Genomic DNA, 26330 nt, shown 5'->3' with positions numbered 1-26330 from the left:
ATTTACTTGGACGCCACGCCGATCACGCGTTCCAGATCGCTGATTGCGCGCAGAAAGCTGTCTGAGGGCGTGGTATCCGGATCGATCAGCCGATGCAGGCGGAAGCCGTCTTCCATCGCCAGAACGATAGCCCCCCACCATGCCGGATCGAGCACCGAATCCTTGCCGCTGTTCTTCGCCGTGGTCTCGACAATGTCGGCGATCAATTTTCGGCGAGCGCGCAGCCGCTTGGCAAGTTCGGGCCGGCGCTTTTCGGCGCGCGCCACGAACAGGATCATCTCCATGTGCAGCAATGGCGAGCGGCCGAGCGGATCCTGCTGGCTGCGATCCATGGTCTTCAGCGCGTCGATGAAATCCGGCAGGCTTTTGTGTTTCGCCAGCAGATCGTGAAGGCGCAGAATGGATTGCTCGACGTGATTCTCGAGCATGGCGATGATCAACTCGTCCTTGCTCGTGAAATTCGAATAGAATGCGCCGCGCGAGAAGCCGGCCGCGGCGGCAATGGTTTCGATGCTGGCGCCACCGATGCCTTGTTCCTCGAACACCCGCGCCGCCGCCTCGAACAGCTTGTCGCGGGTATCGTCCCTTGTCGGTCTGGTTCGCAACCTTGACATCGGCGCAATTTAGGTGAGAATGCAACTCAATACAACAGTGTATCGAGTTGCGGAGACCCGGATGGAAGATCCGGCATCAGAGCATGCGATGCGCTGATAGACTAATAAAAACTGCGGTGTGGAAACCAATCGAGGTCATCATGAACGAGCACGTTCAGGCTGCGACGAGCGAACCGCTTTTCAATCCGTTGTCACCGGAATTCATCCGCAATCCCTATCCGCACTACGCGCGGATGCGCGCCACCGATCCCGTGCATCTGACGCCGCTCGGCCTTTATGTCGCCAGCCGGCACGCCGAAGCCAGCCTGGTGATCCGCGACAAGCGCTTTGGCAAGCAGCATGTCGAACGCACCATCCGGCGCTATGGGCCCAACATCATGGAGGAGCCGGCCTTTCGCAGCCTGGGCCTGATGATGCTGCAGCAGGATCCACCCGACCATACCCGCCTGCGCGGGCTGGTGGTGCAGGCTTTCACCGCGCGCCGGGTCGAGGACATGCGTCCGCGCATCCAGCAAATCGTCGACGAGACGCTCGACCGGATCATCCCGCAAGGGAAGATGGACCTGATCGAGGATTTCGCCTTCCGCCTGCCGGTGACCGTCATCTGCGACATGCTCGGCATTCCCGAAGAGCATCGCGAGGCGTTTTACACCAGGGCGCGTGCGGGTGGCCGCATTCTCGATCCCGTGCCGTTGTCGCCGGAGGAGATCAAGCAGGCCAACGAAGGCACGATGATTTCCGAGATGTATTTCCAGCAATTGTTCGAGTTGCGGCGAAAGAACCCCGGCAACGATCTGACCACGCAGCTGGTGCAGGCGGAGGAAGACGGTCACAAGCTCTCCAATGAGGAGCTGACGGCCAACATCATCCTGCTGTTTGGCGCCGGCCATGAGACGACCGTCAACCTGATCGGCAACGGCCTGCTGGCGCTGCATCGCAATCCGGACCAATTGGCGCTGCTCAAGGCCAGGCCCGAGCTCATGACCAATGCGGTCGAAGAGTTCCTGCGTTACGATTCCTCCGTGCAGCTGACCGGCCGGGTGGCGCTGGAAGACATCGATGACCTCGGCGGCAAGCGGATTCCGAAAGGCGAGACCGTGCTGTGCCTGCTGGGTTCGGCCAACCACGATCCGGCGGTCTATCCCGATCATCCCGAGCGTCTCGATATTACCAGACCCAATGTGAAGCCGCTGTCCTTTGGCGGGGGCATCCACTTTTGTCTCGGCGCCCAGTTGGCGCGCATCGAGGCTGAGATCGCGCTTTCCACCCTGCTGCGCCGGATTCCCGACCTGCGGCTGGATGACGCGGTGAACCCGGAATGGCGGCCGACCTTCGTGCTCCGGGGCCTGAAGCATCTGCCGGCGAGCTGGTAACCATATCGCCTCGACATCAACGAGGCCTCAGGTTCTGAATAAATCGGAACCGGCGGGGGCTATGGCGCTGATGCCGCTGTGACTTCGCCATACTTCTCTCTATATATTGGGCTGCTCCGGCCCTGAGTTCGCGTGGCGCGGTCTGTGCCGGAGCGGTTCATGGGGAGACACCGTGCAGACGACGCTGCTCGGCCTGGCAATCGCCTTTATCATTGCGCTGGTGGCCGCGCTTGTCGGGCCGTATTTCATCGACTGGAATCAATTCCGGCCGCAATTCGAGGCCGAGGCGAGCCGGATCATCGGCGCGCCGGTGCGCGTCGGCGGCAAGCTCGACGCGCGGCTGTTGCCGGCACCGTCGTTGCAGCTGCGGGCGGTAACGGTCGGCGGCGCCAACGACCTCGGCAAGGTGCGCGCCGACAAGCTCGACGTCGAATTCAGCCTGGGTTCGCTGATGCGCGGCGAAGTGCGCGCCACCGAACTTTCCATCAACGGCATGTCGCTCGATCTCGGGCTCGATCCAAAGGGCCGGATCGACTGGCCGGCCTCGACCGGAACGCTCAATCCGGGCTCGCTGGCGATCGATCGGCTGAATCTCACCGGGCGGATCGCGCTGCACGACGCCGCCAGCCGCAGCACCCTCGAACTGAACGACATCGCCTTTTCCGGCGATGTCCGTTCGCTGGCGGGCTCGATCCGCGGCGACGGCAATTTCGTGCTGTCGGGCACGCGCTATCCGTTTCGAGTTTCTTGCGGCCAGACCGCCGACGGCAACGGCACGCGTGTGCATTTGAATATCGATCCCGGTCCGAAGACGCTTTCGGCCGATCTCGACGGTCTATTGTTTTTCGAGGCGCGGGCGCCGCGCTTCGAGGGCACCATGGTATTGGCGAGTCCGCCGCGCCCAAAGGCAGACGACTTCGACACGTCGCCGCCATCCTGGCGTGTCAGCTCCCGCGTCAAGGCCGATTACTCAACCGCACGGCTTGATGCGCTCGAAGTGACGTATGGCGCGGACGAGCGCGCGCTGAAACTGGCGGGCAATGGCGACCTGCGCTTCGGCGCCGCGCCGCTGCTGCGGGCTTCGCTCGCCGCGCGCCAGCTCGATGCCGACAGATTCTTCGCCAAGGACAGCAAGGACGCCAGCGCGACCGAGCCGGTGCGAGTGCTGCCGGCGGTGCGCACGCTGATGTCGGGCCTTCCGCAAGTCCCGATTGCGGCGCAGATCGGATTGGCCTCCGAACAGGTGATGCTGGGCGGCCGTCCGTTGCAGGACATCGCTGCCGAACTGCATGGCGATGCGAAATCCTGGAGCGTACGCAAGCTGGAGTTTCGCGCGCCGGGTACGACGCGGGTCTCGCTGAGTGAGGCGATCGCCAAAGGCGCGGCGCCGGATCAGTTCAAGGCCGCGCTCAACGTCGAATCGTCGGATCCCGACGCGCTGATGACCTGGCTGCAGGGCCGCGGCGACATCGGCTTTCGCAGCCAGAAGCCGTTGCGGCTGCGCGGCGACGTCACCATCGCGCCTGATGGATTTGCCATCGATGCGATGAAGGCCGAGATCGATGGCGGCGCCGTCGAAGGCCGTATCGCGGTGTCACACCGGCAGCCAAGCAGCGGCTCGAAGATCACGGCAGAGTTGAAGGCCGAGCGCCTCGACCTTGATGCGGCCACGGCATTGGCGCGTTCGCTGGCCGGCCCGCAGGCCGAATGGCCGGACGAAGGGCGGCTGTCATTGGATATCGGCCGCGCCATTTCCGCCGGCCAGGAGTTGCGGCCGCTGGTGGCCAGGCTTGGTTATGGACCAAAGGCGTTTTCGCTCGACCAGTTGAATATTGGCCAGCCCGACAAGGTCGCGTTGGAAGGCGTCGGCCGTTTCGATCGCTTCGCTTCGATTGGGAAGCTGGAACTTCATTCGACGGCGTCGTCGTTTGGCCAGATCACCGCGTTGGTGGCGCCGTTTGCGCCGTCGCTGGCCGCGCGGCTCAACGCGATGGGAGCGAGCCCGGGGCCTGCGCGCGTCAAACTCGCGCTCGAACTCAACAAGAGCGCGGGGCAGGCCGATCATGCGAACGCGCGCGCGGTGGTCGACATCGAGGCGCCGCAGCTCAAGGGGATCACCACGATCACCGCAAGGCCGGCCGTGACGGCGATCCAGGGCATCGATCTGCAGGCGCTGGGGCGCAGCGAAATCGGCATCGAGTCGAAGATGTCGTCGGGGCAGGGCCGTGCCTTGCTGGCGCTGCTGGGACTGGATCGCACGATGACCGCCGGCGACGGCCCGGCGCAATTCGAAGGCTCGGCGACGGGGGCATGGGGTGGATCGCTGCGGCTCAAGGCGAAGATCTCCGGAAAGGGTCTGGACGCCGATGCCGACGGTACGGCGGAGCCATGGGCGCAGGAGGCCAAGGGCAGTTTCTCCCTGAAAGTTCGCAGCGCCGATTTCGGGCCGTTGCTCGACCTCAAGCCGACGGACACGCTGGCACAGAATATCGGCCTGTCCTCGCGCGTGTCGCTCGCAGGCAACAAGCTCACGTTCGACGATCTCGACAGCAGCATTGCCGGTTCACGGCTGCGCGGACACGTCGCGGTTACCCTGGGCGAGGAAAAAAATATCGAAGGCGAAATTGGCCTCGACCAAATCGCGCTGGCGCCGGCCTTTGCGTTGGCGATGGGGGCTGCCGGACACGATGCGGCGGAGCCGCTGACCGCGGGGCTGGTCAAGGGCTGGCGCGGCAAGGTCGCATTCCAGGCATTGCGTGGCTTGCTGCCGGGCGGCAGCGAATTGCAGCCGGTGAGCGGGATTGTGAAAAGCGACGGCCAGTCGCTGACCTTCGATTCCATCAAGGGCAAGATCGGCGGTGGCGAGGCCACGACCACGATCGACGCCAGGCAGGGCCCAAATGGCATTGCGCTGAACGCGAGCGTGCAGCTCAGTAGCGTCGATGGCACGGCGCTGCGCTATCGCAATCTCTCGATGCCCGCGGGCCGTGCGTCGCTGCAGATGGCGTTGGCAAGCCAGGGCCGCAGCGCGGCGGCGCTGACCGGCGCACTCTCCGGCAGCGGAACCGTGACGCTGGAATCCGCAAGGATTGCCGGGCTCGACCCGCGCGCCTTTGAGGTGGCGGTTCGCGCCAGCGATGGCGGCCAGGCCAAGGACGATGCGCGGCTCAAGCAAATCGTCGAACCGGCGCTGCTGGCCGGCGCGCTGGCGGTCGGCTCGGCGCAAATCCCGTTCAACATCCGGGATGGCCGGCTGCGCGTCGGCGCCACCACGCTCGACGCCAATGGTGTGCGCGCCACCGTCTCCGGCGGCTATGACATTCCGGCCGATCAGGCCGACATCCGCGCCGCGCTGGCGCTGACGATGGTGGGGCCTGCGACCGGCCGCCCCGAAATTCAATTGTTTGCCGTGGGCACGCCCGATGCGCTCAGTCGCAGCGTCGACGTGACGGCGTTGTCGTCCTGGCTGGCGGTACGGACGATTGATCACGAAACACGAAGGCTGGATGCGATCGAGCGTGGCGAACCGCCGCCGCCGATGCCGGCCCCGATATCGTTGCCGCCGGATGCGGCGGTGCCATTAACGCCGGAAGCGGCGTCGCCGAGCGAGGCGCTGTCGCCAGTGCCGGTGCCCGGCCGCGATCCGCGGCGGCCGCCGGCAGCCAAGCCAAAGGCCGCCACACCGCCGCGCCCACCGGCACCGATTGCGACAGCGCCCGCGCCAAATCCGCCGGCGCCGCTGGCGAGCCAGCCGCAGCTTGCACCGCTGCCGCCGCCGATCGAAGTCAGGCCGGCGCCCGGTGCTGCGCCGATAGCCAAGCCGAGGCCGAGGCCGCCGCTGTCGCTGACACCGCAGGTCGCCAATCCGCCTCCGCAGCGGCCGGCGCTGCAGAATAACTAACCAAAGCGTTTTCAAGCGAAGTGGCTACCGGTTCGCATAGCAATCTGTTTGCGCAGATTGCGTAGACTTATCTGCGGCAGAAAACGCGTCAAACAAGAATCTAGAGCACGATCTCGCGCTGGATCCCGAACGACTGCAAGAACGCCTGATCGTGGCTGATCACGATCAGCGCGCCGTCGAAGCCCTTCAACGCAGCTTCCAGTTCCTCGATCGAGGTGAGATCGAGGTGATTGGTCGGCTCATCCAGCAGCAGCATGAAGGGCGGTTGAGGTCTTGCAAACACGCAGGCCATTCCCGCGCGCAGCCGCTCGCCGCCGGACAGGGTGCCGGCGATTTGCAGCGCCGCGCGGTTGCGGAAGGCAAAGCGGGCGAGGGCGGCATGCGCTTCATTCGCGGTCAGCTCCGGATTGAGGCGGCGGAGATTGTCGAGGATCGATGAAGCCGGATCGAGCAGCCCGACATGCTGGTCGAGCACGGCGATGCGATCGGTCAGGCGGCGGATCTCACCGCTCGCAGGTTTCAGTTCTCCCGTGATCAGGTGGAACAGCGTGGTCTTGCCGGAGCCGTTGGCGCCGCGGATCGCGATCCGCTCAGGCCCTCGGACCTCGAACGACAGGGGGCCGAACAAACGGCGGTCCTCAAAGGACATCGTTACATCCCCGAAGGCGATGAGTTCGCGCCCGCCGGGCAGGTTGGTCTTGGGCAGGTCGATCGAAAGCGGTGTCAGGACTTCCACTTTGGCGCGGGCTTCTTCCAGCGCATCGGTGCGATCGCCGAGCAGGCGGTCGGCAAGGCGACCCTCGCGGGCGCTGCTCGCTTCCGCGATCTGCTTTTGGACACCCAACATTATCCTTGCCTGGCTGCCCGAGCGTGCGTAGGCGCGACCGACGCTGTCGCGGCGTGCCTTCTTCTCGCGCGCCTTCTGTACAGAGCGTTCGGTGTCGCGCAGCGCGTCCGACGCGCGCTCGAGCTCGGCTCCCGCGCGTGCCCGGGCGGCATCGCGCGCCTCGGCGAAGGTGGACCACGCGCCGCCAAACACGGTAATGCCGACCGGCGTCAGTTCGACGATGCGGTCGACGCGATCCAGCAGCGTGCGATCGTGGCTGGCGACGAGTGCGCCGCCCTGCCAGCGTTCCAGCAGTTGCGCCACCGCTTGCCGTCCATCGGCGTCGAGATTGTTGGTGGGCTCATCGAGCAACAACAAGTCCGGCGCCTCGATCAAGAGGCGCGCCAGCGCGACGCGCGTTCGTTCACCGCCGCTCAGCGAGGCGAGCCCGCGATCGAGCGGCATCGCCGGCAGGGCGGTTTCGATCAGCGCGGTCTGCAATCTGGCTTCCAGCGTCCAGTCGGCATCCGCGGCATCGTCGAGCGAGCCCTCGCCGCGTTCGAGACGGCGCAGGCGGGCGAGGTCGCCGGCAACACCGAGCGCTTGCGCGACCGTCTGCCGGTCATCCGCCAGCTGCGCGAGCATGCCGATCAAGCCGATGCGTTGCACGGATCCGCCGGCAGGTTCGCTCTCGCCTGCGATCAGGCGCAGCAGTGTGGATTTGCCGGAACCGTTGCGGCCGACGAGCCCCGTTCGCTCGCGCCCAAGCGCAAGCGTCAGTCCGTCGAACAGTGGCCGGCCGTCAGGTGTATTGAGGGAAATCGAATCCAGAATGAGAAAGGCGGGCATGAAGAGCTTCCGAAATGGACAGGGATCGCGGCGCGGTGTGCATTGCGATGTCCATTGCTCTCTCCATGTGTCCGTGTAGCTGGATCGGCATTTCCTAGAAACTTGCCGGCCCGAAGGCAAGGGCGTCCTCGCCGGTCTCTCCGATTTGTGAGGAGGCTCCGACGAAGTCGGGGAATGTACGGTGCAAGGCGGGGTTGATGGATACGGCTGGAGGAATTTTTACCCTCGAGAGCAGGAGGTGCGCGTGGTCAAATCCGTGATCAGTTTAGTAACACTGGCAATGCCCTTGATGGCGCTGGCCGTTGCGTCACCGCCGGTTCCAGCCTTTGCCGCCGGAGGTGGCGGCGGCGCCGATTCACCGATGGCAACGACCCCAGCGCCGGAAACCAGGTCGGCGCCGCGGCCCGCCAGAAGCAGCACCCAAAAGGCCAAGAAGAAAGCCAAGGAAACCAGCCTCGGCGACCCCGCCTTTATCCAGGGGTATCGTGCGGCCTATGCGACGATCTATGACCGCAACGAGTATGCCGGCGCCATCGAGCAGTTGAAGGCGCTTGGCCACGACGACCATCCCAAGGTGGCCAATCTGATCGGCTACTCCTATCGCAAGCTCGGCGACTACAAACTGTCGCAAGCCTGGTACGAGCGCGCGCTCAAGGCGGATCCGAACCACGTGCTGACGTGGCAGTACTACGGCCTATGGCAGATCGAGCAGGGCAACCGTGATTCTGCGCAATATCATCTGAGCCGGATCGCTGCGATCTGCGGCACCGACTGCACGGAGTATCGTTCGCTCGCGGCCGCGCTTGAGAAGCCGCCCGGTTCGAGCCTCGTCTATTAATGTGTGCGAGACGATCGCCGCGGGCGTATTCCCTTGCGAGGAACGCCTGCGGCTAGTTTGAGCCCGACGACATGCGTTCTAGCTCTGCGGTCTGGCCTCAGGCGCAGCTGCGGCCGCCGGCATCGCGCGGGTGCGGAAATAGTCCAGCACGAACAGACGTATCGCCGAGGACAAATTGCCCTGCTGGCGATTGCTGTCGATCTCGCCGACCAGTTCGGACAGCGTCATGTTCCGCAGGCCCGAGATTTCCTTCATGCCGTTCCAGAACGCCTCTTCGAGGCTGACGCTGGTCTTGTGGCCGGCGACCACGATCGAGCGCTTGACGACCGGCGACTTCATGATGCGTCTCCGCCGTCGATGCGATGTTGATCCAGCAAGTTCCCGGCGCGATCCTTCGCCTGCTCGTCGAGCGCGCGTTCGGATTTGGTACGGCCGAACCGCGCGCGGTTGGCGTCGGCCTGCTTGGCCGAGGCTTCGCGCTCGTTGCGCTTCTTGAAGCGCTTCAGGTTGACCACGTCCCCCATGCTCGCCTCCATCATCCGGCGACTTGAAGGTGTGAAAATCCGTTACGTATGCAAACGTGATCACGCCGCGCGCGTGCAAAATCGATCGTCATCAGAATCCCCGTGTAGCGCTCTCTGATAGCATCAATAAATAAGTTTCGCTCTGCGAAAACCAAATATTTTGTGCTCGTACCATGTGTCCGCGAGATGGCGATAGATGAGCAAACTCATTCTTTGGAGTTATGATCTATATCAAGTCCTGCACGTCCGTAGTTTACCGGGGGCGCGCGACCATTAGCCCGGGTGTGTCATCTTGTCGGGCTGGACCAGGCGATCGAACTCGGCCGCAGTAACGAACCCAAGCCGCACAGCCTCTTCTTTCAACGTGGTTCCGCGCGCATGCGCCGATTTGGCGACCTTGGCGGCGTTGTCGTAACCGATCTTGGGCGCGAGCGCCGTCACCAGCATCAGTGAACGCTCCATCAGATCGCGGATGCGCTTTTCGTCGGCGCGTATTCCCACCACGCAATGCTCGGTGAAGGAGCGAACCACGTCCGACAACAATTGGATGGAATTCAACATACAATATGCCAGCACGGGCTTGTACACGTTCAGCTCGAAATGGCCCTGGCTGCCGGCGACGGTCACGGCGGTCTGGTTGCCGAACACCTGGCAGCAAACCATCGTCAGCGCTTCGCATTGGGTCGGGTTGACCTTGCCCGGCATGATCGACGAACCCGGTTCGTTTTCGGGCAGGATCAATTCGCCGAGGCCGGAGCGCGGGCCCGATCCCAGAAAGCGAATATCGTTGGCGATCTTGAACAGGCCGGTTGCCACCGAGTTGATCGCGCCGTGCACCAGCACATAGGCGTCGTTGGAAGCCAGCGCCTCAAACTTGTTGGCGGCACTCGTGAACGGCAGTTTCGTGATCTTGGCGACGTGTTTTGCGAATGTCCTTGCGAATTTCGGTTTCGAGTTGAGGCCGGTGCCGACAGCGGTGCCGCCTTGCGCCAGCGGATACAGATCCTTCACCGCCACGCGCAGCCGTGCGATGCCGCTTTCCACCTGTGCGGCGTAGCCGGAAAATTCCTGACCCAGCGTCAGCGGCGTCGCATCCTGGGTATGGGTTCGTCCGATCTTGACGATCCCAGCGAACGCCTTTTCCTTCTTGCGCAGTTCGCGATGCAATTCGCTCAGGGCCGGGATCAGATCGTCAATAATGCGCCCGGCGGCGGCGATATGCATCGCGGTCGGGAATGAATCATTCGACGACTGGCTCATATTGACGTGATCGTTGGGATGAACCGGCTTCTTGGCGCCGAGTTCGCCGCCGAGCATCTGGTTGGCGCGGTTGCCGATCACCTCGTTGAGATTCATGTTGGTCTGGGTACCGGAACCGGTTTGCCAGACCACCAGCGGAAAATGGTCGTCGAGCTTGCCCTCGATCACCTCGCGCGCGGCGCGGGAGATGGCGGTGGCGCGGCGCGCGTCGAGCAGGCCGAGGTCGCGGTTGGTCTGCGCGGCGGCGAGCTTGACGATGCCGAGCGCATGGACCAGCGCGGTCGGCATGCGGTCATGGCCGATACGAAAATTCTGCCGCGAGCGCTCGGTCTGCGCGCCCCAATAGCGATCGGCGGGAACGTCGATGGGCCCGAAACTGTCGGTTTCGCTGCGGGTGGACTTGGATCGCTTGGGTGTCGCTCGTCGGGCCATCAATGAATTCCGTTACGCTTGGATGCGGAACGGTCATTCTAGCGCGCCGCGGATTTTCCCGCGCGTAGATTGTCTCCAGTTATTTCTTGCGGAAACGATCCAGCCGCACCACTTCCGCGCCCTCGCTTGGCTTGGCCGGATCATCCTTGCTCTCATCCTTGCTTTCGGCGGCTGTCGCCGGTGCAGGAACGGGCAGGCTGGTAGCTGCGGGAACGGTGGGCAGATTGGCAGTGGGCGTTTCGGCGGCCTCGTCGGACGGCTCGAATTGCAGCCCGAACTTCACCGAAGGATCGAGGAAGCTCTTGATCGCCGCGAACGGAACCACCAGCCGCTCGGGAATGCCGCCGAACGACAGGCCGACCTCGAAGCGATCCTCGCTCACCACCAGATCCCAGAACTGGTGCTGCAGGATGATGGTCATCTCTTCCGGATATTGCGCCAGCAGCCGCGGCGACAGTTTGACGCCGTCGGCGGTGGACAGGAAGGTGATGAAGAAATGATGCTCGCCGGGCAGGCCGTGCTCGGCGGCGTCGGTCAGCACGCGGCGCAGCACCCCGCGCAGCGCGTCACGCGCCAGCACGTCATAACGGATGTGGTCGGTCGCCATGATGGTCCTGTCAGGTTGAGAAGGGTGGCGCTGCCGGTCGCCCGACTCGCCATTTGACCCATGCTACCCCGGCGGCGGCCGCAGGTCAGCAGGCGTCATCGATCGAATTTCCGGCAGCAGCGTTCCGCCGAGCGGCAAATCGCAAGAAAACCGGCAGGAAAACCGGCAAGAAAACTCACAAGAAATCTCGCAGGAAAAGCGGGAGCAAATAAAAGTGGAGGCTTCTGTTGCCAGGTGCCTCCGAACCCCGCCTAGCGGAGCTTAACCCACTAGGACTTTAGACTTGGTTTTTCAAACTGCGTTACGCAGCCTGAGCAACCGGAGCATAGTTGTCGTTTGCAACTATTGCATAGCCCGATAACGGCGGAACCATACCGAGAAAAAACACGCCCTTTACGCCCTCGTCGATCCTGTTTCGCCCCCGCCGAAACCCGCCTTCAAGGGGGTGGGCTTGGGTGGAGGCGCCGGGTACTGCCCCCGGGTCCGAATGGTTTATTGCGACGGCAATTTATTTCCATAGCCGGCGAACCGGCACCCCTAATATAGGGGGCAAAGGCTGAGAAAAATAGTGCCGGGATAGGCGTGGAAAGCGCGGGAACCGGCCGAATTGGGATTGGCCCTGGCGGTGCCGCCGTTCTAGGTTTTGGACCATGAAATCCCCGGCTTCGGAATCCCCGCCGGCCGCTGTCACGGCGCCGGATCTTCCTGCATCGCACCCGCCAAACCAGCCCGGTCTGCTCGAGCTGTTTGTGGCGTTCGCCAAAATGTCGCTGGCCGGCTTCGGCGGGGTGCTGGTCTGGGCTCGGCGCGGTATCGTCGACCAGCACCGCTGGATGACGGCGGAAGAATTCAATGAGACCTTCGCGCTGTGCCATTTTCTGCCGGGGCCCAATATCGTCAACCTGTCGGTCGTGTTCGGCTCGCGCTTTCGTGGCATTGCCGGCGGCATCGCGGCCTTTGCCGGGCTGGTCGGTCCGCCCATGGTGATCGCCACGATCCTCGCGGCGCTGTACGCGCGCTACGGCGAGATCGACGCGCTGCGGCGGATCCTGGCCGGCGTTTCCTGCGCGGCGGTCGGGCTTCTGATCGCGGTCGTCTTCAAGATGATGATGCCCTTGATCAAAAAGCGCGACCTGGTCGGGCTCGTGATCCTGCTTGCGGTATTCATTGCCATCGGCGTGCTGCGGCTGCCGCTGCAGACGGTGCTGCTGGTGGCGGTCCCGCTCAGCCTCGGCATTACCTGTTTTCTGCGCCAGCGGGTGGGCGCATGAATTCGGAGGGCAATCCGATTTTGACGCTCGTTTGGACTTTCGGATTGATGTCGCTGTTTGCGGTTGGCGGCGCGAATTCGGCCATACCCGAGATGCACCGGATCGCGGTCGACGTTCACCACTGGATGAATGACAAGCAATTCGCCGACATCTTCGCCATCTCCCAGCTCTCGCCCGGGCCGAACGTGCTGATCGTGACCCTGATCGGCTACTCCGTCGCCGGGGTCGGCGGTGCGCTGGCGGCGACCCTGGCGATGTGCGGCCCGACCGCCGTCCTTGCCTATTATGTGAGCCGCCTTTTGCAGCGGTCGAGCCAATCCCGCTGGCCCGCCATTATCCAGGCGGCCCTTGTTCCGCTTTCGATCGGCCTGATGGGCGCCAGTGGCCTGATTTTGGCGCTGAGTTCGGACCTTAGCTGGGTGGCCGGCCTGATTACGGCAGCCGCCGCGGTTCTGGCATTTGCGACGCGGCTCAATCCGGTCTGGATATTGCTGGCCGGAGGTGCTTTGGGTTTTGCTGGCGTTATCTGAGGAAAATCGCTAGGCAAGACCCTGGGACTGTGCACAAACGCCATCCAATCAGAAACGCCATCCAATCAGAACGGGCGGGAAGCCCTGTCGGGGGGAGAGATATCGATGAGTGATACGCCGAGCCACGCGCCGGTCAATTCCATCTTGCCGAAATGGATTCGCGGTCCGCAGGACTTTATCGGCGGACTCGCGATGGTGGCGATCGCGGTGTTCGCCCTGTGGGCGTCGAGCGATCTGCAGGGCATGCGGGGGTTCTCGTTCGGAGCCGGGACAGCGCCGCGCATGTTCGCCTTTCTGTTGCTTGGCCTCGGCGTTGCGGTGATGCTCGTCGGCATCGTCACCGAGGGCGCGCACCTGGCGAAATACCATTGGCGGGGCCCGCTCTTTGTATCGCTGGCGATCCTGTCCTTTGCGTTCCTGATCCGCCCGATGGGCCTGATCGTCACGGCGTTCTCGAGCTTCCTGATTTCAGCGCTGGGGACGCCGGAAACGAAATGGACGGAAACCATCATCGTCGCCGTGTGCCTGACGGCGTTCTGCAGCCTGTTGTTTCCCTACGCGCTTGGTCTGCCCTTGCAGATGCTGCCCAAATTTATGATCCGGTGAGGGTGTGATGGGTGACATTTTTTCAAACCTTGGTCTCGGCTTCGGCGTCGTATTCCAGCTGGTGCAGTGGACCCCCGCTTTTCTTGGCGGCGTATCCATTCCCATTCCCGTCAACATTCTGCTCTGCCTGATCGGTGCATTGGTCGGAACGCTGGTCGGCGTGCTGCCGGGCATCGGCACCATCGCCACGGTCGCCATGCTGCTGCCGATCACCTTCGGTCTGCCGCCGGTCGGCGCGCTGATCATGCTCGCCGGCATCTACTACGGTGCGCAATATGGCGGTTCGACCACCTCGATCCTGGTCAACATTCCGGGCGAGGCGGGCTCCGTGGTGACCGCGCTCGACGGTTTTCAGATGGCCAAGCAGGGCCGGGCAGGTCCGGCACTGGCGATCGCGGCGATCGGCTCGTTCTTTGCGGGCTGCGTCGCGACCGTTCTGATCGCGCTGCTTGGCGCGCCGCTGACCAAAATCGCGTTGGCGTTCGGGCCCGCCGAATATTTCTCGCTGATGGTGCTCGGCCTGATCTTCGCGGTGGTACTCGCCAAGGGCTCGGTGCTGAAGGCGATCGCGATGATCGTGTTCGGCTTGCTGCTGTCGATGGTCGGGTCCGACATCGAGACCGGTGCGTCGCGGATGGCCTTCAACATCCCCGAACTCGCGGACGGATTAGGCTTTGCCACCGTCGCGATGGGCCTGTTCGGCTTCGCCGAAATCATCCGCAATCTCGATGCGGGCGGTGAAACCGACCGCCAGCTGGTGCAGCAGAAGGTGACCGGCCTGATGCCGACCAAGAAAGACCTGATTGCTTCTGCACCTGCGATCGGGCGTGGCACGGTTCTGGGATCGATGCTCGGAATTCTGCCGGGCGGCGGTGCGACAATCGCATCGTTCGCGGCCTATACGATGGAAAAGAAGCTGTCCAAGACCCCATCGCGGTTCGGCCGCGGCGCGATCGAAGGCGTGGCGGCGCCGGAAAGCGCCAACAACGCGGCGGCGCAGACCTCGTTCATCCCGCTGTTGACGCTCGGCATTCCGCCGAACGCCGTCATGGCGCTGATGGTCGGCGCGATGACCATTCACGGCATCGTGCCGGGACCGCAGGTGATGCAGAAGCAACCCGACCTCGTCTGGGGCATGATCGCTTCAATGTGGGTCGGCAATCTGATGCTGCTGATCATCAACCTGCCGATGGTCGGGATCTGGGTGCGGCTGTTGCGTGTGCCCTATCGGCTGATGTTCCCCTCGATCGTGGTCTTCTGCTCGATCGGCATCTATTCGGTGAACAATGCTCCGACGGACGTCATGCTCGCCGGCGCATTCGGGCTGGTCGGATACTGGCTGATCAAGCACGATTTCGAGCCGGCGCCGCTGCTGCTCGGGATGGTGCTCGGACCGCTGATGGAAGAGAACCTGCGCCGGGCGCTTCTGATCTCGCGCGGTGACTGGTCAGTGTTCCTGACGCGTCCGCTATCGGCGCTGTTGATGGCTATCGCTGCAGCCCTGCTGGTGCTGGCGGTGCTGCCTTCGCTACGAAAGAAGCGCGACGAGGTGTTCGTGGAGTCCGAGAACTGACCTGCGTCGGCTCGCCACAGCCCGAAGTCGACTCGACTTCGCGCGTTATTTCGTGAAATGGAAATGCCGGCCGATCGGGCCGGCATTTGCTTCAACGGCTTTAGCTGGGAGACTTAGATGAAACTATATGGTCGTCGCTCTGTGGCGGGTGGTTGCCTGGCCATCCTTGCCGGGCTGGTCGCGCTTGCCGCGCCGGCCCAGGCGCAAAACTATCCGACGCGTAGCATCACCATGATCGTGCCGTTTGCGGCGGGCGGTCCGACCGACGTGATCGCGCGCATCGTCACCGGCCATATGGCCCAGACGCTCGGCCAGGCCATCATCATCGAGAACGTGGTCGGCGCCGGCGGCACCACCGCCACGACCCGCGCGTCGAAGGCCGCCAATGACGGCTATACGCTGATCACCGGGCATATGGGCACGCATGCGGCGTCGGTTCCGCTCTATCCCAAACTCGCCTATCATCCCGAGAAGGATTTCGAGCCGGTCGGGCTGCTCGCCGGCACGCCGATCCTGATCCTGGCGCGCAAGGATTTCGCGCCCAAGGACCTCAAGGAATTCATCACCTACGTCAAGGCGAACGAAACCAAGATCAATGCGGCGCATGCCGGCGTGGGCTCGGTCTCGAACGTGTCGTGCGAACTGCTGAACTCGGTGCTGGGGGTCAAGCCGGTCGGCGTGCCCTTCAACGGCACCGGGCCTGCGATGAACGCGCTGGTGGCCGGACAGGTCGACTACATGTGCGACCAGATCGTCAACGCCGTGCCGCAGATCAATGGCGGCACCATCAAGGCCTATGCGATTGCGACCGCCGAGCGCAATCCGTCGCTGCCCGATGTTCCGACCACCACGGAGGCCGGCCTGCCGGCCTTCCAAGCCCAGGCGTGGAATGCGATTTTCGCGCCGAAGGGAACGCCGGCCCCGATCGTCGCCAAGCTGAACGAGGCGATCGTCAAGGCACTCGACGACGAGACCGTCAAAAAGCGCCTGCTTGAGCTCGGCAGCGTGATCCCGGGCCCCAAGGATCGCACGCCGGAAGCGCTGGCCGCGCTGGTGAAGAGCGAAATCGCGAAGTGGACGCCGGTTCTCAAGCCGGCAGGTTGATCAATCCGATCAAGTAGATAGGTGAGGGGCGGAACGCAGGTTCCGCCCCTTGTTGTTTCACGGAAGGCGCATCATTTTTCCGGGTATAATCGGGGCGTCGCCGAATCGGCGCTGTCGATTGCCGCTTCAGGCCGCTAAATTCGCCTTCCCGATAGGCTTGCGAAACCGACGCCAAGAAGTGCCATGAATCAGTACCACGACCTGCTCGAACGGATCCTCAGCGACGGCGCGGAGAAGCACGACCGCACGGGCACCGGTACGCTGTCGATCTTCGGTCACCAGATGCGCTTCAACTTGAGCGCCGGGTTTCCGATGCTGACCACCAAGCGGCTGCCGCTGAAGGCGATCGTGCACGAATTGCTGTGGTTTCTGGCCGGCGACACCAACATCAAATACCTCAAGGATAACGGCGTTTCGATCTGGGACGAATGGGCCGACGCCAATGGCGATCTCGGCCCGGTCTATGGTTCGCAATGGCGATCATGGCCGGCGCCCGACGGCCGCCGCATCGACCAGATTTCCAATCTCATCGACATGATCAAGCGCAACCCGGATTCGCGGCGCCTGATCGTGAGCGCGTGGAATCCGGCCGACGTCGACAAGATGGCGCTGCCGCCCTGTCACTGCCTGTTCCAGTTCTATGTCGCCAATGGCAAGCTGTCGTGCCAGCTCTATCAGCGCTCCGCCGACGTGTTCCTCGGCGTGCCCTTCAACATCGCGTCCTACGCATTGCTGACGATGATGGTGGCGCAGGTGACGGGATTGAAGGCGGGAGATTTCGTGCACTCGCTCGGCGATGCGCATCTGTATTCCAATCATCTCGAACAGGCGCGCCTGCAACTGACGCGGCCGACGCGGCCGCTGCCGGTCATGAAGATCAATCCTGACGTCAAGGACATCTTCGCGTTCCGTTACGAGGACTTCGTGCTCGAAGGCTACGATCCGCACCCGCATATCAAGGCTGCGGTCGCGGTGTGAGCGATTGAATGGCCCTTGCTATCCGCCGCGCACGTCCCGATGAAGCCGGGCTTGTCTTGTCCCTGGTTCGCGAACTCGCCGAGTACGAAAAGCTGCTTCACGAGGTCGAGGCCACCGAAGCTGACATCGACGCCGCGCTGTTCGGCAGCCATCCGCGGCTGTTTTGCGAGATAGCGGAGTGGGAGGGGGAGCCGGTCGGCTTCGCGGTCTGGTTCGTCAATTTCTCAACGTTCAGCGGCCGGTCCGGTATCTATCTTGAGGATCTGTTCGTCCAGCCGGCGCAGCGCGGCAAAGGCATCGGCAAGGCGCTGCTGTCGCAGCTTGCGAAGCAATGTGTGGCCAACGGCTGGTCGCGCTTGCAATGGTCGGTACTGGACTGGAATACGCCGTCGATCGAATTCTACAAATCGCTGGGTGCAGTCATGATGGACGAGTGGACGGTATGCCGGGTGAGCGGTCCGGCGCTGACAGCGCTGGCGCGGGGCGCGCGCTGATGGAGATCGTCCTCATGGTCGCGGTCGCCGAGAACGGCGTGATCGGCGCCGATGGCGCCATCCCGTGGCGGCTGAAATCCGACATGCAGCGGTTAAAGGCGATGACGATGGGCAAGCCGATCGTGATGGGCCGCAAGACCTTCCAGTCGTTTCCGCGCCGGCCGCTCCCAGGGCGGACCAACATCGTGGTGACGCGCGATGCCGCCTACCGCGCGGAGGGCGCCGTGGTCACCACTTCCCTTGCCGACGCCGAGGCGATCGCCACCGGCGATGCGCTGCGACGTTTCGCCACTGAGATCGCGATCATCGGCGGCGCGGAAATCTACGCGCATTGGATCGATCGTGCCGATCGGCTGGAAATCACCGAGGTGCATGCCCGGCCCGACGGCGACACGCGTTTCGCCGCAATTGCGGCTTCGGACTGGGAAGAGGTCGCGCGCGTGCGGAATCCGGCCGGACCCGACGACAGCGCCGAGTTCTCCTATGTGACATTTCGTCGGCGCGGCACGCGTCAATTGTCGCATTAACCTCGCTAGCCAATGTTTGCATTGACAATTATGGCCCCAATCATAGCTGTTTCAGATCATAAGCTTGCGTTGTAAGGGCCCGGGCGGTCCCCTATAAAGCCGGTCGGACATGCGAGGCCGGGCATTTTGCCCAATCAGGCGGACCCGGGCCCGCGGAGGAGACTTTAATATGCCGTGGAAGAATCAAGGCGGGGGCCCGTGGGGCTCGGGTCCAAAGGGACCGTGGGGCAACGGACCTCAATCGGTTGGACCACGCCCGCCCGATCTCGAGGACCTTCTGCGCCGCGGCCAGGACAAGCTGCAGAATCTTCTGCCCGGCGGCCATTTCAGCGGCATGGGCATCGCGCTGGTTCTGATCGGCGCGCTGGCGATCTGGTTCCTGTCGGGCTTCTTCCGCGTTCAGTCGGAAGAACTCGGCGTGATCCTGCGCTTCGGCAAGCACATCAAGACCGTGCAGCCCGGCCTGAACTACCATCTGCCGTATCCGATCGAGACCGTGCTGCTGCCGAAGGCGCTGCGCGTTTCCACTATCTCGATCGGCATGACGCTGATCAGCGATCCGAGCGGGCGCGGCCGCACCATGCGCGACGTGCCGGAAGAAAGCCTGATGCTGACCGGCGACGAGAACATCGTCGACGTCGATTTCACGGTGCTGTGGCGGATCAAGCCCGACGGCGTCGGCAATTTCCTCTTCAACATCCAGAACCCCGAAGGCACCGTGAAGGCGGTCGCCGAAAGCGCGATGCGCGAAGTGATCGGCCGTTCCAACATCCAGCCGATCCTGACCGGCGCCCGCACCACCACGGAAGCCGGCGTGCAGGAGCTGATGCAGAAGACGCTCGACAATTACGGTTCGGGCGTCCAGATCACACAGGTACAGATGCAGAAGGTCGATCCGCCCGCGCAGGTGATCGACGCGTTCCGCGACGTGCAGGCCGCCCGCGCCGACCTCGAGCGTCTGCAGAACGAAGCGCAGACTTACGCCAACCGCGTCGTTCCGGACGCTCGCGGCCGCGCCGCACAGATCCTGCAGGTCGCCGAAGGTTACAAGGAACAGGCGGTCGCCGAGGCCAAGGGCCAGAGCGCGCGCTTCCTGAAGGTCTATGACGAATACAACAAGGCGAAAGACGTGACGCGGCAGCGGATCTACCTGGAGACAATGGAACGTATCCTCGCCAATGCCGAGAAGCTCGTCTATGACGGCGGCCCGAATGGACAGAACATGGTGCCGTATCTGCCGCTCAACGAGTTGTCGCCGCGGCGAACGCCGACGCCGCCCGCCACCGGTCAGCAGCAGCAGGGAGGCAACCGATGAGGTCTCCCGTCACAGGCATTGTCCTCCTGATCTCGCTGTTCGTCGTCGTCATCTTCGGCTACAGCTCCGTCTTCACCGTCGACCAGACCCAGCAAGTGCTGGTGGTGCGGCTCGGTGAACCGATCCGCGTCGTCACTGAACCGGGCCTGAACTTCAAGGCGCCGTTCATCGACACCGTCATCTCGATCGACAAGCGCATCCTCGATCTGGAAAATCCGTCGCAGGAAGTGATCGCTTCGGACCAGAAGCGGCTGGTGGTCGACGCCTTCGCCCGCTACCGCATCAAGAACGCGCTGCGCTTCTATCAGAGCATCGGCTCGATCCAGGCCGCCAACGTCCAGCTCACCACGTTGCTGAACGCGGCGCTGCGCCGCGTGCTGGGCGAGGTCTCCTTCATCACGGTGGTGCGCGACGAGCGCGAAGCCCTGATGCTGCGTATTCGCGAACAACTCGACAAGGAAGCCGACGGTTACGGCATCCAGGTGGTCGACGTGCGAATCCGCCGCGCCGATCTGCCGGAGCAGAACAGCCAGGCGGTCTATCAGCGCATGCAGACTGAGCGGGCACGCGAGGCCGCCGAGTTCCGCGCCCAGGGCGGACAGAAGGCGCAGGAGATCAGGTCGAAGGCCGATCGTGAGGCGACCGTCATCATCGCGGAAGCCAATTCGACGTCCGAACAGACGCGTGGTGCCGGCGACGCCGAGCGCAACCGCCTGTTCGCCGAGGCCTACGGCAAGGATCCCGACTTCTTCGCCTTCTACCGCTCGATGTCGGCCTATGAGACCGGGCTTCGCAGCAACGACACCCGCTTCCTGTTGCGGCCGGATTCGGAGTTCTTCCGCTTCTTCGCCAATTCGGCCGGCCACCCGCCAGCCGCCCCCGCGCCAGCCACGCCGAAGCAATAGCTCTCGGCCGGCCACACCATATCAGGCGAAGCGGACCCCGCTTCGCCTGCGACAAAAGCAAGAACTGCGTTCAGCGGGAGGTTGCCATCCGATGAGGTCCATAGCGTTTGCCGACTTCCTCATCGGCCTGGGAATCCTGTTTGTGCTGGAAGGCCTGATGTTCGCGGCAAGCCCGGCCTGGATGCGCCGGGCGATGAAGAGCGCGATGACGACGCCGGACAACATTCTGCGCGCGGTGGGCATCGGATCGGCGGTCGTGGGCCTGCTCCTGATCTGGCTGGTTCGCCGCTAGCGCCGGCTGTGCCGACCTTGGCAAATCGTCTGCGGAATCAACGAAATCGTGAGCCGCCGATGGCCGGTTTTTCGCCGAAATGCCCGGTTCAAATGCTTGCGCCTCAGACCCGTTCGGGCGCACTGTGGACCCCAAATCGACCCGCTGGAGAGAAGCTGACATGACCGGAGCCAGACCCGCTTTGAGCCGTCGCCTGCGCATGATGGGGGCTGCGATTTCACTCGGCGCCGCCGGCGCTCTGGCTTCAGCGCCGGCTTTTGCGCGGGGCCCGGACGGCATCGCCGACATCGCTGAAAAGGTGATCGACGCCGTCGTCAATATCTCGACCTCGCAGAACGTCGAGGCCAAGGGTGGTGGTGGTGGCGGCGACCGGCAGGCCACGCCGCAATTGCCGCCGGGTTCGCCGTTCGAGGAATTCTTCGACGACTTCTTCAAGAACCGTCGCGGCGGCGCTCCCAAGGGCGGCGAGCGAAGCGAGATGCAGCCGCGCAAGACCAATTCGCTCGGCTCCGGTTTCATCATCGATACCGCTGGCGTCGTCGTCACCAATAATCACGTCATCGCGGATGCCGACGAGATCAACATCATCATGAACGACGGCACCAAGATCAGGGCCGAACTGGTCGGTGTCGATAAGAAGACCGATATCGCGGTGCTGAAATTCAAACCGGTGAAGCCGCTGGTCGCGGTTAAGTTCGGCGAGTCCGACAAGCTGCGTCTCGGCGAATGGGTGATTGCGATCGGCAATCCCTTCAGCCTCGGCGGCTCGGTGACGGCCGGCATCGTCTCGGCGCGCAACCGCGATATCAGCCAGGGGCCCTACGACAGCTACATCCAGACCGACGCCTCCATCAACCGCGGCAATTCCGGCGGTCCGCTGTTCAACCTCGAGGGCGAAGTGGTCGGCGTCAACACGCTGATCATCTCGCCGACCGGCGGTTCGATCGGCCTCGGCTTTGCAGTACCTTCGAAGACCGTGATCGGCGTGGTCAATCAGCTCCGGGAATTCGGCGAGCTGCGCCGCGGCTGGCTCGGCGTACGCATCCAGCAGGTCACCGACGAGATCGCCGAAAGCCTCAACATCAAGCCGGCGCGCGGCGCGCTGGTCGCCGGCATCGACGACAAGGGCCCGGCCAAGCCCGCCGGGATCGAGCCCGGCGACGTCGTGGTCAAGTTCGACGGCAAGGACGTCAAGGATCCGAAGGACCTGTCGCGGGTGGTCGCCGACACCGCGGTCGGCAAGGAAGTCGAAGTCGTCGTCATCCGCAAGGGCGCGGAGGAAACCAAGAAGGTGACGCTCGGCCGGCTCGAGGATAACGAGAAGGTGCAGCAGGCCGCCGCCAAGTCGAAGGACGAGCCTGCCGCCGAGAAGCCGGTGACGCAGAAGGTGCTCGGTCTCGACCTGGCCGCGCTGAGCAAGGATCTGCGCGGCAAGTACAAGATCAAGGACAGCGTCAAGGGCGTGGTCATCACCGGCGTCGACAATGCATCCGATGCCGCCGAGAAGCGGCTGTCCGCCGGCGACGTCATCGTCGAAGTGGCGCAGGAGGCGGTGACGAACACCGCCGACGTCAAGAAGCGGGTCGATCAGATCAAGAAGGACGGGCGCAAGTCGGTCCTGCTGATGGTTGCCAACGGCGAAGGCGAACTGCGCTTCGTGCCGCTGCTCGTGCAGTAGGAAGCTTGGAACCGGCGGCGCTTTTCGCTGCCGTTCGCCGGCCTTTCTTGGGCCGGCTGTGTTGGCGGGCGGTGTCTCGACCGGCCGCCTGACAGCAAATCCAATCAAGCCAAATCCGATCAAGCGATGACCCGACCCCGTGGCAGGCGTGCGCAAGCACCCTGCGTCACGTCGCGCCTACCCGTGTCCAATGTCGATTAATTGCTTCCTTGGACGGGGGCCATGGCCGACGATCCGCATCTCGGAAAACGGCGGGATCACCTCAACGCCCGACTGGCGGTGGCGCCGCTGGATGCGTTCGCGTTCAAGGCGCGGTGCTATTCGGCGATGGCGCAGATGCTGGGGACGCGCTCGGTCACCGAACGGCTGCATCGCCTACTGATTTTTCTGTTGCGGATACATGGCATCCGCAAAGGCCAAACGCCAGACCGCGCTGAAGAAGAACCGGCGACGGATCGGTCGAGGACATCAAGGCATGGTGGACGCCATCTCGGCCAATCGCATGGAACCGGCAATCGATAAGACCTTTGCGCTCGCCCTTATGGAGCGCGGCGCGCATTTCGGCAAAGTGGCGATCGCTATTGGATGAACCGCCGCATACCAAAAATGGCAGCATCTGGCCACATGCAACTCTTGGTGTTCCAGCAATTGCTTCCGTTGCCATTAAGCTTTAAATTCACGCTATTCGCCTCGTCGAAAGAACGGGCGCCGCCTGGCGCTCGCGAGAGCTGAACGGGATTTACAACCGAGCTGGGTTTGCCGCCTCGCCGAAAGCGGGCCCGCCCCAAAAGATGACGCGACGCGTAGACCGGCTGTGAGCGAGACCACTAGCGCGAGAACGATGCCGACCGCGCGGGAACGGCAGCGAGCAGGTGGATGGAAATGAACAATGAGCGAAGACAAGAGCAAACTGCTGAGATCGCTTACGATCGATCGCAGCGCCGGCAAGGCGGAGCGATCGGGCAGCCGTTGGTTGCCGATCTCATTGGTGATTATCATCTGCGTCGTCGGATTCGCCGCCTTTGCCGCATTCGAGTTCCACAGGCAGGACCCGACCAAAGAGGGCGCATCGCGCACCGCACAGCAGCCCGTCGCACAAGCGCAGGCGCCACAGCAGCCGCCAACGAATAGCAAGGCGACCGGCAGCCTGGCGGCCTCCGGCTATGTGGTGGCGCGCCGCAAGGCGACCGTTGCCGCCGAGATCACCGGCAAGGTGGTCGAAGTGTTCATCGACGAAGGCATGACAGTGACCGAGGGGCAGGTCGTCGCGCGGCTCGACAGCGTGCTTGCTGAACGGGACTATGAGCTGGCCCGCTCGCGCGCCGAGACGGCCAATGCGGCGATCGCCGCGATCGCCGCCGATCTGGAGGACGCGACCCGGATCATGACGCGCGTGCAAACACTCTCGCAGAAGAATTTTGCGACCGAGGCCGATCTGACCAAGGCGCAGGCCCGGGTCGGCGTGCTCAACGCGCAAATGCGCCAGGCGCAGTCGCAATTCGAGACCGCCAAGATCGACGCCAGGCGCAGCGCCTCGATGCTCGACAAGCATCAGATCAGGGCGCCTTTCGCCGGTGTCGTCATCGACCGCAGCGCACAGCCCGGCGAGATGATTTCGCCGATGTCGGTGGGTGGCTACACGCGGACCGGCATCTGCACCATCGTCGACATGGATTCAATCGAGATCGAAGTCGACGTCAATGAGGCCTTCATCGGCCGGGTCGTCGCCGGAGGCGCCGTGAACGCGATGCTGGATGCGTATCCGGACTGGACGATTCCCGCCTCGGTGATTGCCATAGTGCCGACGGCGAACCGCGAGAAGGCCACGGTGAAGGTTCGAATCCGCTTCGACAAGAAGGACCCACGCATCCTGCCCGACATGGCGGTGAAAGTGAATTTCCTGGCCGATGTGAAGGACGCCACCAAGACCACCGCCGCGAACTAGCTTCCGGCCGGAAACCTTGAGAGGAGAAAAGCGTGACAGCCGAGCATCCGATGGTTCGCCTTACCGGCGTAGCCAAGCGTTTCACCAAGGGCAAGGAAACAATCTCGATCTTCGACCATCTCGATCTTGCGATTCCGCGCGGCGACTTCATCGCCGTCATGGGACCGTCCGGTTCGGGCAAGACGACGCTGCTAAATTTGCTCGGGGGTATCGATCGCGTCGACGCCGGCGAAATTTCGGTTGCGGACCAGCGCATCGATGGTCTCTCCGAAGGTGAACTCGCCGCCTGGAGGGCCGCCAATATCGGCTTCATCTTCCAATTCTACAATCTGATGCCGATGCTGACCGCGGCGCAGAACGTTGAACTGCCGTTGTTGCTCACCAGGTTGAACCGCAAGGATCGCGCCGCGCGCGTTCACACCGCACTGTCCGTGGTTGGACTCGCCGATCGGGTCAAGCATCGTCCGCGCGAAATGTCGGGCGGCCAGCAGCAGCGCGTGGCGATTGCACGCGCGATTGTCTCGGATCCAAACCTGTTGCTGTGCGACGAACCGACCGGCGACCTCGACCGGCAATCCGCCGACGAGATCCTTTCAATCCTGCAATTGCTGAATGGCGAACTCGGCAAGACCATCGTGATGGTAACGCACGATCCGGCGGCGGCCAACTATGCCAAGCGCGTCCTGCATCTCGACAAGGGCCGCTTCGTCGAACGGGAGCTCGCCGCGTGAACGACTTCGACCTGGTCCGGAAAAACCTGTTCCGCCGCAAATTGCGCGCCAGCCTGATGATCGTGTCGATCCTGATCGCCTTCATGATCTTCGGCGTGCTCGCTGGATTCTACCGCGCCTTCACCGCCGGCGAAGATGCCGCCGCCGCGGACCGCATGATCACCGTCAACAAGATCAACTTCACCCAGCCGCTGCCGATCGCCTACTACAATCGCGTGCGGGCGGTGGAAGGCGTGCGGCAGGTGACCTTCGCCAACTGGTTCGGCGGCTACTATCAGGATCCGAAGAATTTCCTGATGTCGCTGGCGATCGAGCCGAGCACCTATTTCGACGTGTACCGCAGCGAATTCGAAGTTCCGCCCGAACAGCTTCAAGCCTTCATGCGAGATCGCGGCAGCGCGGTGGTCGGCGAAAGCCTGGCGCAGAAGTGGGGCTGGAAGATCGGCGATCGCATCCCCGTTGCGAGCAATATTTTCAGCCAGAAGAGCGGCGGGCATACCTGGGATTTCACCATTGCCGGCATCGTCAAGGGCAAGGCCGAGCACGTCGACACCAACTTCCTGCTGTTTCAGTACGCCTACTTCGACGAGACCCGCTCGTTCGGCAAGGACACCATCGGCTGGATGATCCTTCAGACCACCTCTCCCGAAAGCAACCCTCGCGTCGCAAAGACGATCGACGCGATGTTCGCCAATTCTACCGCCGAGACCTCGACCGACACCGAAAAGGCCTTCGGCAAGGCGTTCGCGGCCCAGTTCGGCAACATCGCGCTGATTGTATTGCTGGTTGTGGGTGCCGCCTTCGTCACCATCCTGATGATCGTCGGCAATACCATGGCGCTGTCGATCCGGGAGCGCACCCGCGAGATCGGCGTGCTGAAGACGCTCGGCTTTTCGGGCCCGCGGATCCTTGGGATGGTGCTCGGCGAATCCGTATTGCTGGCGCTGCTCGGCGGAATTCCCGGGCTGGCGATTGCGGCGCTGATCGCCATGGCCCTGCGCTCGAGCCTCTCCAACATCGCGCCCGCTTTTGCCGTGTCGCCGACCATCATCATGCAGGGCCTGGCGTTGATGATTGCGCTCGGGCTGATCACGGGGATCATTCCGGCGCTCAACGCCATGCGGCTCAAAATTGCAACCGCGCTTGGACGGGGATAG

Annotated in this window: 25 protein-coding genes and 1 other RNA gene; 19 read left to right on the top strand and 7 right to left on the bottom strand. The window is 63.4% G+C overall.

All coding sequences use genetic code 11. The features are described 5' to 3' along the window. Positions 1 to 2: 2 nt before the first annotated feature. The gene (locus tag JQ558_RS01635) at positions 3 to 614 is read right to left on the bottom strand and encodes a TetR/AcrR family transcriptional regulator (protein ID WP_212206966.1); all 612 of its coding nucleotides are present in this window, start codon (positions 612 to 614) and stop codon (positions 3 to 5) included. A gap of 140 nt (positions 615 to 754) precedes the next feature. On the opposite strand from JQ558_RS01635, the gene JQ558_RS01630 reads away from it, so the two are divergent. Beyond that, positions 755 to 1987, top strand: coding sequence for a cytochrome P450 (locus JQ558_RS01630; protein ID WP_212206967.1), 1233 nt, complete (start codon positions 755 to 757; stop codon positions 1985 to 1987). Between the two features lie 172 nt (positions 1988 to 2159). Further along, on the top strand, positions 2160 to 5888 hold the full coding sequence (locus JQ558_RS01625) for an AsmA-like C-terminal region-containing protein (RefSeq protein WP_212292648.1): 3729 nt from the start codon (positions 2160 to 2162) through the stop codon (positions 5886 to 5888). Between the two features lie 100 nt (positions 5889 to 5988). On the opposite strand, the gene JQ558_RS01620 is transcribed toward JQ558_RS01625, so the two are convergent. Next, positions 5989 to 7563, bottom strand: a complete 1575-nt coding sequence (locus JQ558_RS01620) for an ABC-F family ATP-binding cassette domain-containing protein (RefSeq protein ID WP_212292647.1) — start codon at positions 7561 to 7563, stop codon at positions 5989 to 5991. A 244-nt stretch (positions 7564 to 7807) separates the two neighbouring features. Here JQ558_RS01620 and JQ558_RS01615 point away from each other — a divergent pair, with 244 nt between their 5' ends. After that, positions 7808 to 8401 (top strand): tetratricopeptide repeat protein, encoded by a 594-nt coding sequence (locus tag JQ558_RS01615; protein ID WP_312014939.1) that lies wholly within the window; start codon positions 7808 to 7810, stop codon positions 8399 to 8401. 78 nt (positions 8402 to 8479) lie between these two features. On the opposite strand, the gene JQ558_RS01610 is transcribed toward JQ558_RS01615, so the two are convergent. The 5 genes from JQ558_RS01610 to ssrA form a co-directional block, all read right to left on the bottom strand. Further along, complete coding sequence (locus JQ558_RS01610; protein WP_212206970.1) at positions 8480 to 8740, bottom strand: ribbon-helix-helix domain-containing protein; 261 nt, start codon at positions 8738 to 8740, stop codon at positions 8480 to 8482. Continuing rightward, positions 8737 to 8925, bottom strand: coding sequence for a DUF4169 family protein (locus JQ558_RS01605; protein WP_192738001.1), 189 nt, complete (start codon positions 8923 to 8925; stop codon positions 8737 to 8739). The genes JQ558_RS01610 and JQ558_RS01605 overlap by 4 nt, the downstream gene beginning before the upstream one ends. A gap of 273 nt (positions 8926 to 9198) precedes the next feature. Further along, complete coding sequence (gene fumC / locus JQ558_RS01600) at positions 9199 to 10617, bottom strand: class II fumarate hydratase (RefSeq protein ID WP_212271907.1); 1419 nt, start codon at positions 10615 to 10617, stop codon at positions 9199 to 9201. A 79-nt stretch (positions 10618 to 10696) separates the two neighbouring features. Continuing rightward, the gene (locus JQ558_RS01595) at positions 10697 to 11224 is read right to left on the bottom strand and encodes an SspB family protein (RefSeq protein ID WP_212206972.1); all 528 of its coding nucleotides are present in this window, start codon (positions 11222 to 11224) and stop codon (positions 10697 to 10699) included. A gap of 213 nt (positions 11225 to 11437) precedes the next feature. Further along, positions 11438 to 11796, bottom strand: a transfer-messenger RNA (tmRNA) gene (gene ssrA, locus JQ558_RS01590). A 78-nt stretch (positions 11797 to 11874) separates the two neighbouring features. Here ssrA and JQ558_RS01585 point away from each other — a divergent pair. From JQ558_RS01585 to JQ558_RS01510, 16 genes are all read left to right on the top strand, one after another. After that, positions 11875 to 12495 carry a chromate transporter gene (locus JQ558_RS01585; RefSeq protein ID WP_212292646.1) on the top strand — a complete coding sequence of 207 codons (621 nt, stop codon included), beginning with the start codon at positions 11875 to 11877 and terminating at the stop codon, positions 12493 to 12495. Further along, a complete protein-coding gene (locus tag JQ558_RS01580; RefSeq protein ID WP_212292645.1) occupies positions 12492 to 13025 on the top strand; it encodes a chromate transporter in 534 nt (177 codons plus the stop codon). The genes JQ558_RS01585 and JQ558_RS01580 overlap by 4 nt, the downstream gene beginning before the upstream one ends. A gap of 105 nt (positions 13026 to 13130) precedes the next feature. Next, the gene (locus JQ558_RS01575; protein WP_212292644.1) at positions 13131 to 13631 is read left to right on the top strand and encodes a tripartite tricarboxylate transporter TctB family protein; all 501 of its coding nucleotides are present in this window, start codon (positions 13131 to 13133) and stop codon (positions 13629 to 13631) included. Between the two features lie 7 nt (positions 13632 to 13638). Then, the gene (locus JQ558_RS01570; RefSeq protein ID WP_212206976.1) at positions 13639 to 15204 is read left to right on the top strand and encodes a tripartite tricarboxylate transporter permease; all 1566 of its coding nucleotides are present in this window, start codon (positions 13639 to 13641) and stop codon (positions 15202 to 15204) included. Positions 15205 to 15321: 117 nt separating this feature from the next. Further along, positions 15322 to 16308: a tripartite tricarboxylate transporter substrate binding protein BugD gene (locus tag JQ558_RS01565; RefSeq protein WP_212206977.1), complete on the top strand. Its 987-nt coding sequence runs from the start codon at positions 15322 to 15324 to the stop codon at positions 16306 to 16308. A 183-nt stretch (positions 16309 to 16491) separates the two neighbouring features. Then, the gene (locus JQ558_RS01560; RefSeq protein ID WP_212206978.1) at positions 16492 to 17286 is read left to right on the top strand and encodes a thymidylate synthase; all 795 of its coding nucleotides are present in this window, start codon (positions 16492 to 16494) and stop codon (positions 17284 to 17286) included. Positions 17287 to 17294: 8 nt separating this feature from the next. Beyond that, on the top strand, positions 17295 to 17780 hold the full coding sequence (locus tag JQ558_RS01555; RefSeq protein WP_212292643.1) for a GNAT family N-acetyltransferase: 486 nt from the start codon (positions 17295 to 17297) through the stop codon (positions 17778 to 17780). Next, positions 17780 to 18307 (top strand): dihydrofolate reductase, encoded by a 528-nt coding sequence (locus JQ558_RS01550; RefSeq protein ID WP_212206979.1) that lies wholly within the window; start codon positions 17780 to 17782, stop codon positions 18305 to 18307. Before JQ558_RS01555 ends, JQ558_RS01550 begins: the two co-directional genes overlap by 1 nt. Before the next feature lie 169 nt (positions 18308 to 18476). Then, a complete protein-coding gene (gene hflK / locus JQ558_RS01545; protein ID WP_212206980.1) occupies positions 18477 to 19622 on the top strand; it encodes an FtsH protease activity modulator HflK in 1146 nt (381 codons plus the stop codon). Beyond that, a complete protein-coding gene (hflC, locus tag JQ558_RS01540; RefSeq protein WP_212206981.1) occupies positions 19619 to 20527 on the top strand; it encodes a protease modulator HflC in 909 nt (302 codons plus the stop codon). The genes hflK and hflC overlap by 4 nt, the downstream gene beginning before the upstream one ends. 91 nt (positions 20528 to 20618) lie before the next feature. Next, complete coding sequence (locus tag JQ558_RS01535; RefSeq protein ID WP_192737988.1) at positions 20619 to 20819, top strand: DUF2065 domain-containing protein; 201 nt, start codon at positions 20619 to 20621, stop codon at positions 20817 to 20819. 160 nt (positions 20820 to 20979) lie between these two features. Continuing rightward, a complete protein-coding gene (locus JQ558_RS01530; RefSeq protein WP_212206982.1) occupies positions 20980 to 22497 on the top strand; it encodes a Do family serine endopeptidase in 1518 nt (505 codons plus the stop codon). Between the two features lie 222 nt (positions 22498 to 22719). Further along, positions 22720 to 23019 carry a hypothetical protein gene (locus JQ558_RS38285; RefSeq protein ID WP_409410479.1) on the top strand — a complete coding sequence of 100 codons (300 nt, stop codon included), beginning with the start codon at positions 22720 to 22722 and terminating at the stop codon, positions 23017 to 23019. A gap of 367 nt (positions 23020 to 23386) precedes the next feature. Continuing rightward, positions 23387 to 24442 carry an efflux RND transporter periplasmic adaptor subunit gene (locus JQ558_RS01520; protein WP_212292642.1) on the top strand — a complete coding sequence of 352 codons (1056 nt, stop codon included), beginning with the start codon at positions 23387 to 23389 and terminating at the stop codon, positions 24440 to 24442. A 50-nt stretch (positions 24443 to 24492) separates the two neighbouring features. Continuing rightward, entirely contained in the window at positions 24493 to 25173 is a 681-nt protein-coding gene (locus tag JQ558_RS01515) for an ABC transporter ATP-binding protein (protein WP_212207167.1), read from the top strand. After that, positions 25170 to 26330, top strand: coding sequence for an FtsX-like permease family protein (locus JQ558_RS01510; protein ID WP_212292641.1), 1161 nt, complete (start codon positions 25170 to 25172; stop codon positions 26328 to 26330). The genes JQ558_RS01515 and JQ558_RS01510 overlap by 4 nt, the downstream gene beginning before the upstream one ends.

Source organism: Bradyrhizobium sp. AUGA SZCCT0160 (assembly GCF_018130105.1).
Taxonomy (GTDB): Bacteria; Pseudomonadota; Alphaproteobacteria; order Rhizobiales; family Xanthobacteraceae; genus Bradyrhizobium.
Note: the sequence above shows the minus strand (reverse complement) of the source record. Positions and strands in the feature narration are given on the sequence as shown.

Bases quoted from the DNA above. Each gene is read 5' to 3' on its own strand.
- JQ558_RS01630 (WP_212206967.1), top strand. From the start codon at position 755: ATGAACGAGCACGTTCAGGCTGCGACGAGCGAACCGCTTTTCAATCCG.
- JQ558_RS01575 (WP_212292644.1), top strand. From the start codon at position 13,131: ATGAGTGATACGCCGAGCCACGCGCCGGTCAATTCCATCTTGCCGAAA.
- JQ558_RS01570 (WP_212206976.1), top strand. From the start codon at position 13,639: ATGGGTGACATTTTTTCAAACCTTGGTCTCGGCTTCGGCGTCGTATTC.
- JQ558_RS01555 (WP_212292643.1), top strand. From the start codon at position 17,295: ATGGCCCTTGCTATCCGCCGCGCACGTCCCGATGAAGCCGGGCTTGTC.
- JQ558_RS38285 (WP_409410479.1), top strand. From the start codon at position 22,720: ATGGCCGACGATCCGCATCTCGGAAAACGGCGGGATCACCTCAACGCC.
- JQ558_RS01565 (WP_212206977.1), top strand. From the start codon at position 15,322: ATGAAACTATATGGTCGTCGCTCTGTGGCGGGTGGTTGCCTGGCCATC.
- JQ558_RS01595 (WP_212206972.1), bottom strand. From the start codon at position 11,224: ATGGCGACCGACCACATCCGTTATGACGTGCTGGCGCGTGACGCGCTG.
- hflK (WP_212206980.1), top strand. From the start codon at position 18,477: ATGCCGTGGAAGAATCAAGGCGGGGGCCCGTGGGGCTCGGGTCCAAAG.
- fumC (WP_212271907.1), bottom strand. From the start codon at position 10,617: ATGGCCCGACGAGCGACACCCAAGCGATCCAAGTCCACCCGCAGCGAA.
- JQ558_RS01580 (WP_212292645.1), top strand. From the start codon at position 12,492: ATGAATTCGGAGGGCAATCCGATTTTGACGCTCGTTTGGACTTTCGGA.
- JQ558_RS01635 (WP_212206966.1), bottom strand. From the start codon at position 614: ATGTCAAGGTTGCGAACCAGACCGACAAGGGACGATACCCGCGACAAG.
- JQ558_RS01585 (WP_212292646.1), top strand. From the start codon at position 11,875: ATGAAATCCCCGGCTTCGGAATCCCCGCCGGCCGCTGTCACGGCGCCG.
- JQ558_RS01530 (WP_212206982.1), top strand. From the start codon at position 20,980: ATGACCGGAGCCAGACCCGCTTTGAGCCGTCGCCTGCGCATGATGGGG.
- JQ558_RS01610 (WP_212206970.1), bottom strand. From the start codon at position 8,740: ATGAAGTCGCCGGTCGTCAAGCGCTCGATCGTGGTCGCCGGCCACAAG.
- JQ558_RS01515 (WP_212207167.1), top strand. From the start codon at position 24,493: ATGGTTCGCCTTACCGGCGTAGCCAAGCGTTTCACCAAGGGCAAGGAA.
- hflC (WP_212206981.1), top strand. From the start codon at position 19,619: ATGAGGTCTCCCGTCACAGGCATTGTCCTCCTGATCTCGCTGTTCGTC.
- JQ558_RS01535 (WP_192737988.1), top strand. From the start codon at position 20,619: ATGAGGTCCATAGCGTTTGCCGACTTCCTCATCGGCCTGGGAATCCTG.
- JQ558_RS01620 (WP_212292647.1), bottom strand. From the start codon at position 7,563: ATGCCCGCCTTTCTCATTCTGGATTCGATTTCCCTCAATACACCTGAC.
- JQ558_RS01520 (WP_212292642.1), top strand. From the start codon at position 23,387: ATGAGCGAAGACAAGAGCAAACTGCTGAGATCGCTTACGATCGATCGC.
- JQ558_RS01550 (WP_212206979.1), top strand. From the start codon at position 17,780: ATGGAGATCGTCCTCATGGTCGCGGTCGCCGAGAACGGCGTGATCGGC.
- JQ558_RS01560 (WP_212206978.1), top strand. From the start codon at position 16,492: ATGAATCAGTACCACGACCTGCTCGAACGGATCCTCAGCGACGGCGCG.
- JQ558_RS01605 (WP_192738001.1), bottom strand. From the start codon at position 8,925: ATGGGGGACGTGGTCAACCTGAAGCGCTTCAAGAAGCGCAACGAGCGC.